Source organism: Rickettsia sp. 109562A South Dakota (assembly GCF_055791265.1).
The window spans coordinates 98,211-105,606 of record NZ_JBTEYY010000002.1; the positions used below are offsets into that span (position 1 = coordinate 98,211).

The window sequence follows — 7,396 nt, forward strand, 5'->3', positions numbered from 1 at the left end:
TATTTGCCATATTTTTCATATACGTCATAACGACGTACGTAGCTTTTTTTATGACGTACGTCACACGTTTTAGTAGTATTATGCTATTCTTATTATATTTCAGATTACATATAAAGATGTGTTTTTAGTGCATCGCTATATCCTGCAATCCCAGTTTAAATAAGAGTTTGATACAATACAAAGGTTAGGAAGATTCTAAATATTGAGTGATGTTATTAATTTTTTCTTTGATTCTAATAATATGCATAGATTTTTTAGAAAAAGATTGCATGGCAAGCTCCAATGCTCTGTGATAATTGCTTATGGCAGCTTTATCCTCACTTAATAGCATCTTTAAATCACCCATTAATTCAAAAGACCGATAACTTTCTGGATGCATATTTCGTACTAAAATATTACTGGCTCTTGTTAATACCTCTTCTGCTCTGTTAAAGTCTTTGGTCAATATGTATAATCGACCTAAATGATTTAGTACTTTACCCGTCTCTATGTGCTCATTGCCATAATTACGTTCATAATCTATAAGACTTTTCTCTAATAACTCTTGTGATCTTTTATTATCTTGCAACTCACCATAAATTATCCCTAAATTCATTACATTCCTACCTATATCAGGATGATCTATAGGTCTGATATTTTTATAAATTTCTATACTCTCTTCTAATAACCCTTTTGCCGTATGATACTGTCCCATCATTCTATCAGTGATCGCTAAATGTGCTAAAGTCCCGGCATATACCGAATTATATTTAGGATACTTAAAACGATCATACAGTCTCTTTGCTTCCTCTAAACATTCTCTTGCCTTAATAAGATCCCCTGCCTCACGATATGCTACTCCTAAATATCCCAATGCTCTTATTTCTCCTACTGATACCGCTTCGTGCTGATGGTAAATAGCAACACTCCTTCCTAAGATCTTTATTGCTTCAGATAAATTCCCCAGGGTCCTATGCGTATTACCCAAATGCATTAATGCTAAACCTATTCTTGTATCCGCTATCACACTGCTCTCATAGATCCTTATTGCTTCCTGCAAATATGATATAGCTTTGTCATAATTTTGACCTAACTTCCTATATATCGCTCCTAAATGAGTTAATATAAATGCTCTGTCTTCTAAACTATTATTTAAACTTAAATTGCCCTCTAATATTTCTCTTGCTTCCTGATCTTGCCCTAAATAGTAACTAATAATACCCAAATCATTCCTTAGTGAAGTAATAGATATTGTACTTAGTAAATTCTCTTTGCTTAATAAAGCCTTACAATGTCTTATGATATTTTTTAAACGTGCAGTGTTTTCTAAATCAATTTGATGTAATATATATGACTGGATGTTATATAAGATATTCTTTATATATTCTTCTCTTTGACTTCTACTTAGCAAATTTATCATTTCTACTAATATATTATTTTGTGTACTACGATGCATAGAAAAGCTTCGAATATTATCCGGTACTTCAAAATGCGTGCTGATAATTAAAGACTGTTTCCTTAAATTCTGTATAAAATGATTAGTGATATATTTGTCTTTATTCCAAAATAATAACTCTTTTGGAATCTCTTGCGAATCAAGTAAAGATATTAATAATACTAGTTCCTTAAATTCTTCATGTGATCTCAGTATTTCATGTAGTGCTAGCGTTATTATACTATAACGTGTTTTGCTATATTGACTCACCTCATCTAATACTGAAGCTTGCAACTCATTAAATTCAGCGTTTGATAGCTTTATTTCTTCTAAATATTCAGCAAATCCTATATTTGTTGATTTTATATAATGTGCTGCTGTTGTCACATCTAAAGGAAATGATGGTATTGCAGCTAAAAATTGTTCTATTTCTCTTTCATTAAAAGTATATATCATAGATGGAGTGCCAATTACCTTATAAAATAACTCTATCTTCTCTGACGTACTTATCTCACCAACATTAATAACATTATTCTCATCTATGAAGTCATTATTAACTATATTACTGTCTCTAGTCGTAATAATTACTTTACCCTCGCCCCAAGACTCCTGACTCAATGGTAAATAAACCAAAATATCCTTTAATAACTGAACATTATCATAAATAACTATCCATCTTCCTAATTGCTTTAACTGCTTCTGCGTAAATAGCAATAATTGCTCCTCTTGCTTTACAAAATCTTTGATATCTAAAATATTACGTAACTCTTGCCGATCATTATTATTGTTACATAATGCGTATGCCAGAGCCTCAAATGAGGATAATATACTATGCTTTGTCTCTGCGTTGATTTCCCATATTATAGAGGCTTTACGACCCTTGCCATATTGTCTTGCTATAGTGCTCTTTCCTGCACCGCCAATCCCTAACAACACAGCTACATTGATGCCATCGGATCTTGATAAAATATTCTCTAATTGCTTGTCTATGGTCCTCCTACTAAGTAATACTTTCTGATCCGGAAGAAAAAAATTGATACTCATGGCTGTTGATACATTGTGTTTATGTGTGAACATTGCAAATATTATCCCTATACTTAATGCAACAATTAAAATTCCAATTATAATCCGAGTATTATTTAATGTTTTCTTCCCTAGTTTCCTATTTTCTTGTAACTCCTCATATGATAAAGCTATTTTTAAATTGATAATTTGCTTACTTTGTTTATTAAAATTCTCAACATCTTGATTTAAATTAATATCTGGTGCTAGTACCTGTATTATCTTAAATATTGCACTATATGTTTGATTTGGTTCAAAACAATCTATGATTTTAATGCTAGTAAATTTTTCTAAAAACTTATCCCTTAATCCCTTATCAAAACATACAAATATTCTATTATGTAAACTCTTGCCGCTCGTTAATTCTAACAAGTGTTCTTCCCTTAAAACTACTATAGTTAGCTTTTTGTGTGCATCATGATTATCAGCAATATTGCTAATCTTAATTTTTGCTAATTTTAAATAATGAATGATATCTTCTAAAAACTTTATATCCTCACATTTTACTTGGCATAATATTTCTCTAAATTGTATCTGCGATGCTACTTTTGCAATCTGTACTAAAAATAATTTCCTCAGTAATAAACTAATATAATGTTGCTGTATTAATGCTAACTTATCTGATTTACCTACAAAATCTTTAATGGCATCTTGAGAATTACCATCTATCTTAATAAGAATATTTTTAATGTGCACTTCTACAGTACGTGGCGATATATTTAAAATGTCAGCAATTCTCTTCCGACCATTAACATTCATAATACACGCAATAATATCTATTTCTCGCGTCGTAAATATTATTCCGTGTATCTTATGATCTATTGTTTGATACATTTATAATTACTGAAGTTTAATCTCTGACTATTATTTACCGCCCCATCCCTGAAGATTTTGGCTTAGTGCTATTAGTGCCAATCACATTTTGTTTTAATGTTTCAGCAGCAATGCTATTGTTGTCACAGTTTGCAGTCTTACCACTTAGCTTGCTTCTTAAATCTATCCGCTATACAGTGCGTAACGTATCTGCCTACTTTTTTAGATTGCTCTATTGCCTGCTGTTTTACATAATTCTTAAAAACACCTTGCTTTAAACTTTCTAACACAACATTAAAACCAAATTTTCCACCTGCTATTAAGACACCTTTAATTTTTCCCATTGTGGACTTAGCACTATTCTTACTATTTTCTGCTTCGAACCCCTTACAGCCTATATTCTTCATGATTTCAGCAAGCTCCTTTAAAGCCTTTCCGCCGTCTGCTTCTTCTAAATATGTCTGATGGTGTAACTTAATATGCTGCTCTGCCGTTTTTCTGATATACGGCTCAAACTCCTTGTATTTAGGATCTCCCAGGTTCCTTGATTGAACAGTTTCATGTATGCTGACGACCCATACCCCGCCGGATAATAGTATTAAACTCACCATATCGCTTAACACATCATCGACAGTGTCAGCTTCCGGCATTAATCAAAGTTCTCGAGGCTCTCTTGTCGTTCACTTTCGTTTCGGCCTACATTCACCCTGTTTACGCTTCAGTTAATACATTACTTTGCTACCTGCAAAACTCGATTCTAGCCGGTTAGTTACTCCTTGGCTAAAGAGACATATCACCTCCTTATTCAACCAGATTTCTCCTGGCACACCGATTGCTTCTTCGTATTTTCCGAGATCGTATAGGCTATTGCCTTCGTTGTAATACTCTGACACTTCTTCATTTCTTCTAAGTTCTTTTTCTTGCTTTTTTATCTTCTGATACTCCTATGATTAATTTTATTTTTTAATTACTTTAATAACTATTGCAGATGTACGATAATTCTCCGTACACCGCATTTACTCCTAGATAACTAGCTGCAGGTACAAAATATTCCCGTGTTTCTTTTATTGCCTTTCTGATCTTTAATTTTGGCTTGTAATAAATAGTTCTGATGTTGTCTAATCGATCAAATAGCTTAATTAGCAATATTTCATCCCTACCACTTGTACGTAGACTTTCTACTATTTCTGAACTGCTGATTTTGCTACCATCCTCTTTAATCCTCGTTAAAGACTCCACATTATCTGCTATATTTCTGCCAAATATTGCTGCTATTTCCTCATAAGTTAGTTCTGTATCTTCTAATGTGTCATGCAGTATGCTAGTTACTATCATGTCCGTCCTAAATAAGTAATCTGATACCATATATGCCACTTCTAACGGATGGCTATAAAATGGCTCTCCTGAATGCCTTAACTGTCCTTCATGATACTTTTGAGCAAAAAAAATAGCCTCTTTGATTTGCTTAATATCCACCAGGGTTTTTCCTTGTTTTGTAGCTCTTCTATTAAATCTAACCAGCTTATCTATTAATCTTTTTGCATATATGCATTTTTCCTGATTCATAGCAGACCCCCATATAAATTCACCTTAAGTTTTAATAATCCTTGTTCTGGCTTTTTCTTTACTTTATTTAACTTGAAATTACCTTTTATTATATCTTTCATTGCCTGCATAAAGTCTGTATTGTGCTTTATAATATTATCCCCTAGTAAATCAGGCATAGGTTGAAAGGTAGGTGGCGGTGGTGGAGCTGACGGCATCAACGGAGGATTTGGTACTACACCTAGAGGAAGTTGTGGCACTACATCCAGTAAAGAGCTACTTAAGTGAATAGCTTCAAATGTTGATTCTTTCTTCTTACCTGATGATGCCTCTTTTTGTAACTCAATACTATCTGATGCCTCTACTTCTACTGCGGTCGCAAGAAGACCTAGTGATACTAATACTATTGATGCTACTTGTGCTATTTTGCTGTGTTTAGATTGAGGCTTAAGATTGTTGACGCTATATTTTCTGCTGTAGTAGCTCTCCCTCCTATTGCTAGATAGGAAGTAGTCGGGAGTTAGGTATTGGGGGGTGCTGTTAAAAACATTGTATTTTTCAAATACTTCTGTGAATGCTCCTCTAGAGCATGTTAGTTTGTTTTTCTGTGTCATATGTGTAATGTCAAGTCGATGTTTACAGTAAGTACATTTGCTTCAACATATTTGTACTTACATGTATATAATGTAAACTTATTGAATAAGTATGTCAATAAAAATTCTTATTAAATAGGAATTTATTTTTAATTTGTTTTATTTTTTGTAGTAATATATATTAATACAAATGTAGTATATTTTGCACTATATTTGTATTAACATAAAATGATTTAATATGAAAATTATTGCTGTAATTAATCAGAAAGGAGGAGTTGGAAAGTCTACTATTAGTGCAAACTTAGCATATTCAATTGCATATTTGAATTATAGTACACTTATTATAGATATGGATCCGCAGGCTCATAGTTGCGAGATTTTTAAAAGTGATTTACATATTAAATATACTATCAAGGATCTTTTTTCTCAGCCTTCTACTAATATTGAACAAATTATATATCCAGCCAAAATCAAAGATGTATTTATAAAAAATCTTGACGTAATTCATAGCAATATTCTTTTTTCTAAAGCATCAGAATCAGTGACTTTTCGTAATCATCGTGAAAAAATCTTAATAAATAGTATTAAAAATTTGCATAAATATGAATATGTTATTTTAGATTGTCCTCCTAATTTAGGTGTTATTACAGTGAATGCAATATATTCTGCTAATATTATAATAATACCAATAACTTATGATAAAGCAGCACTAGATGGTACTGCTGATTTAATACATACAGCTAGAGAAATAAAAGAAGGAACTAATATTAATTATTACATAGTTCGTAACATGTATGATGTACGTAATAAACAGACTAATTATTACATAGAAAATGAATTATCTACATTCAAAGACAAGGTTTTACAAACAAGGATTAGAAAATTTGAAGTTATCAATCAGTCTCGTATTGCACAAATACCAATTCATATATATGACCCTACCTGTAAAGCAGTATCTGATTATAGTTCTTTAGCACATGAGGTTATAAATATACAATGACTAAGTTAGTAGATAGAGCACAACATAGTAAGCTATCTAGTATTAAACAAATAGATAGTATTCAATATAATGAAAGTATTGTTAGACAGACAAATTTTAAAGAATATCCTAGGAGTTATAGATTAGACCAATGTACACTAGATATATTAAAAGGAACTCAAAATCGTATTAGTTCTACATTAGGAAGAAAAATTAGTGAGTCAAGGCTTATTAAGGCATTAATATTGCACTCTAAAGATCTTAGTAATGATAAGTTAATAAGGGTTTTAAAAGATAGTTTGTAGTATAATAATGCACTACAATTGTAGTGTGTATTTGCACTACTTTCTTCCTATTAGTTCATCTATTGTTGTTTCTAAATAGTTAGATAGACCAATTACGCTTTTTAAACTAAGTAGTTTCTTACTGGAGTTTACTTGAATTAACTCCTTTATACTATTTTCTGCTATTCCTATGTTTTTCGATAAATCAACAGGCTTAATTTGTTTGTGTTTGATTAGCTCCCTTATATTATCTTTTAAATTATTCGATATTTGATCTTGTGTAAGCTTCTTATATACAAACCTTTTATTATTATTTTTATCACTACCTAACACCATTGCTATTGAACAGTTAAAATAGTCTGCTATTTTCACTATACTTATCAAGTGAGGGTTAACTTTTCTTTCATTTATTAACCCTGACACTACTGAGGGAGGGACGCCACCATCTTTGATTAATTTTTGTCTAAGCGAAGCATCCATTTCAAACTTAGTTTGTAAAAATTTCCTTATATTTTGTACAACTGACACAGTTTTACTATAACCTATAAATATTCTTATTTAATAAGAATATAGTTGACATTATTTAAATTAATATATAATTTTGATTGAGTATAAGAGTGACGATCTTATGTAAGAAAAAAAACAGTAAGTACAAATATGTTGAAGCAAATGTACTTACTGTAAACATCGACTTGACATTACAGTA

General features: G+C 31.4%; 7 protein-coding genes. 2 read left to right on the forward strand and 5 right to left on the reverse strand.

The annotated features are described in order from the left end of the window. Positions 1–184: 184 nt before the first annotated feature. The 4 genes from ACIAS7_RS07590 to ACIAS7_RS07605 all read right to left on the reverse strand — a co-directional run bounded on the left by ACIAS7_RS07590 (position 185) and on the right by ACIAS7_RS07605 (position 5,448). On the reverse strand, positions 185–3,310 hold the full coding sequence (locus ACIAS7_RS07590) for a tetratricopeptide repeat protein (RefSeq protein ID WP_473199484.1): 3,126 nt from the start codon (positions 3,308–3,310) through the stop codon (positions 185–187). 137 nt (positions 3,311–3,447) lie between these two features. Continuing rightward, complete coding sequence (locus ACIAS7_RS07595; RefSeq protein ID WP_473199485.1) at positions 3,448–3,939, reverse strand: hypothetical protein; 492 nt, start codon at positions 3,937–3,939, stop codon at positions 3,448–3,450. A 322-nt stretch (positions 3,940–4,261) separates the two neighbouring features. Then, the gene (locus ACIAS7_RS07600) at positions 4,262–4,855 is read right to left on the reverse strand and encodes an HD domain-containing protein (RefSeq protein WP_473199486.1); all 594 of its coding nucleotides are present in this window, start codon (positions 4,853–4,855) and stop codon (positions 4,262–4,264) included. Next, entirely contained in the window at positions 4,852–5,448 is a 597-nt protein-coding gene (locus ACIAS7_RS07605) for a hypothetical protein (protein ID WP_473199487.1), read from the reverse strand. The genes ACIAS7_RS07600 and ACIAS7_RS07605 overlap by 4 nt, the downstream gene beginning before the upstream one ends. A 217-nt stretch (positions 5,449–5,665) precedes the next feature. Here ACIAS7_RS07605 and ACIAS7_RS07610 point away from each other — a divergent pair, with 217 nt between their 5' ends. After that, the gene (locus ACIAS7_RS07610; protein ID WP_473199488.1) at positions 5,666–6,427 is read left to right on the forward strand and encodes a ParA family protein; all 762 of its coding nucleotides are present in this window, start codon (positions 5,666–5,668) and stop codon (positions 6,425–6,427) included. After that, complete coding sequence (locus ACIAS7_RS07615; RefSeq protein WP_473199489.1) at positions 6,424–6,711, forward strand: hypothetical protein; 288 nt, start codon at positions 6,424–6,426, stop codon at positions 6,709–6,711. The genes ACIAS7_RS07610 and ACIAS7_RS07615 overlap by 4 nt, the downstream gene beginning before the upstream one ends. A 36-nt stretch (positions 6,712–6,747) precedes the next feature. Here ACIAS7_RS07615 and ACIAS7_RS07620 read toward each other — a convergent pair whose 3' ends face one another. Further along, complete coding sequence (locus ACIAS7_RS07620; RefSeq protein WP_473199490.1) at positions 6,748–7,218, reverse strand: helix-turn-helix domain-containing protein; 471 nt, start codon at positions 7,216–7,218, stop codon at positions 6,748–6,750. Positions 7,219–7,396 lie beyond the last annotated feature (178 nt).